Origin of the sequence: Streptomyces alkaliphilus, from assembly GCF_014141535.1 — a bacterium.
In the GTDB taxonomy this organism is placed as follows: domain Bacteria; phylum Actinomycetota; class Actinomycetes; order Streptomycetales; family Streptomycetaceae; genus Streptomyces; species Streptomyces alkaliphilus.
Map to the genome: position 1 here is coordinate 1 of NZ_VKHT01000827.1, position 2,288 is coordinate 2,288.

2 protein-coding genes are annotated in these 2,288 nt (G+C 74.2%); both read left to right on the forward strand.

The genetic code is table 11. The features are described from left to right. Window positions 1-1,373: IucA/IucC family protein (locus FNQ90_RS20200; RefSeq protein ID WP_182607662.1), on the forward strand; the 1,373-nt coding region annotated here is incomplete at its 5' end. Further along, the gene (locus FNQ90_RS20205; RefSeq protein ID WP_323380092.1) at window positions 1,370-2,074 is read left to right on the forward strand and encodes a GNAT family N-acetyltransferase; all 705 of its coding nucleotides are present in this window, start codon (window positions 1,370-1,372) and stop codon (window positions 2,072-2,074) included. The genes FNQ90_RS20200 and FNQ90_RS20205, both read left to right, overlap by 4 nt. Window positions 2,075-2,288 lie beyond the last annotated feature (214 nt).

A 2,288-nucleotide genomic window follows, 5' to 3' on the forward strand; every position in this document is an offset into this window, starting at 1 on the left:
ACGCCGAACAGGCCCTGGTGCTCGGGCATCCCCTGCACCCCACCCCCAAGAGCCGGGAGGGGCTGACGGGGCACGAGGCGGTGGCCTGTTCGCCGGAGTCGCGCGGCTCCTTCCCGCTGCACTGGTTCGCCGTCGATCCCAAGGTCCTCGCCTCCGGATCCTCCCTGGAGGAGGACGGTCGCACCGTGCCGGCGGAGGAGATCGTGCGCCGCCTGGCGGGTCCCCTTCCCGACGCGCCGACCGGCACGATCCCCCTGCCCCTGCACCCCTGGCAGGCCCGGGACCTGCCGAACCGTCCCGCGACCGCCGCCCTGATGGAGGCCGGGTTGCTGCACGACCTGGGCCCGCACGGGGCGCCCTGGTTCCCCACATCCTCGGTGCGCACGGTCTTCCGCGCCGACGCCCCCGTGATGCTCAAGCTCTCCCTCGGGCTGCGGATCACCAACTCCCGTCGGGAGAACCTGCGCAAGGAGATGCTGCGGGGACGCGAGGTGCACCGCCTGTTGGAAGCCGGAGCGGGGGCCCGTTGGCGGGCCGCCACGACGGAGGGCGCCGGGTTCGACGTGCTGCGGGACCCCGCCTGGCTGGGCGTGGACACCCCCGACGGAACGCCGGTCACCGGCCTGGACACCGCCCTGCGGCTCAACCCGTTCGGTTCCGGGCAGGATGTCGCCTGTCTCGCCGGGTTGCTGGCGCCCCGGCCGTGGCCGGAGCGCCCGGCGGGCGAACTGCGTTCCCGCCTGGGGGTGATCCTGGAGGAGGCCGCCGCCCGGACGGGCCGGTCGATCCCCGACACGGCGGCCGAGTGGCTCCGGCGGCACCTGCGGACGGTGGTCGCCCCCGTTCTGTGGCTGGACGCGGTGGTCGGCGTCGCGCTGGAGGCCCACCAGCAGAACACCCTCGTCCGCCTGGACTCCGAGGGCTTCCCCGACGGGGGCTGGTACCGGGACAACCAGGGGTACTACTTCCGCGAGTCCCGCCGCGAGGAGTTGGACCGGCTGCTGCCGGGGATCGGCGTGGAGTCCGACACCTTCGTCACCGACGCGGTGACCGACGAGCGCTTCTCCTACTACCTGGGCATCAACCACGTTCTGGGGCTGGTGGGGGCGATGGGCTCGCAACGCCTGTTGGACGAGGACCGGGCGCTGCGCCTGGTCGCGGACTTCCTGCGCACCCGGGCCCGGCCGGAGGGGGGCCGCCCCGCCTCGACCACCGCGCGGCGGCTGCTGGAGCTGGACCCGCTGCCGTGCAAGGCGAACCTGCTGACCCGGGTGCACGACATGGACGAGTTGGAGGGCCCGGTGGACGGCCAGTCGGTGTATGTGCCGTGGCGCAACCCGCTGGTAGACGCCGGGAGGGGGGAACGGCCGTGACCGACTCCCGCACCACCCCCGCCGCCGGGGACGGCGGACCCGACGAGGCGGACACCCTCGACCTGCCGACGCTCGACATCCACTCCGGGTCCTACCCCGACCCCGTCACGGCCGGCCGCTCGGAGCTCCTGGACGATCCGGTCGACTGGGGGCCGGTCACCACCGGCCCTGGCGTCCTGCACCTGGTGCCGGTGCGCCCCGGGCGGGACCTGGGACTGCTGACGGCCTGGATGAACGACCCCGTGGTGGCCGAGTTCTGGGACCTGGCGGGGCCCGCCGAACGCGTCCTGGACCACCTGCGTCCCCAACTGGAGGGCGACGGCCGCAGCGTGCCCTGCCTCGGGGTGCTCGACGGGGAACCGATGAGCTACTGGGAGATCTACCGCGCGGACCTGGACCCGTTGGCGAGGCATTGCCCGGTCCGCCCGCACGACACCGGGGTGCACCTGCTCATCGGCCCGTCCCGGTACCGGGGGCGGGGGACCGGCACCGCCCTGCTGCGGGGCGTGGCGGAGCTGATCCTGAGGCGACGCCCGAGGTGCTCCCGGGTGGTGGCCGAACCCGACGTGCGCAACGGTCCGTCGGTGGCGGCCTTCCGACGGGCGGGTTTCCGCCTCGACCGGGAGATCCGCCTCCCCGACAAGCTCGCGGCCCTCATGATGCTGGAACGACCGGTGACCGGTGGGGGCGGAACGCCCTGACCGGTGCCGCCAGCCGTCGTCTCCGACTCCGGGCCCCGGCCCGTACCCCTTCCGACACGTCGGCTCGTCGGCCCCGTCGGCCCCGTCGGCCCGACACCGTGCCGGCGGGACCGACGACCATCCGTCCCGTCGTCCGGAACGGACCGGTTTCCCGGCCCGTTCCGGGGAGCCCACACCGTCCTTTTCCGCCGAAGGAGCCCTCTTGCCCCCGGAT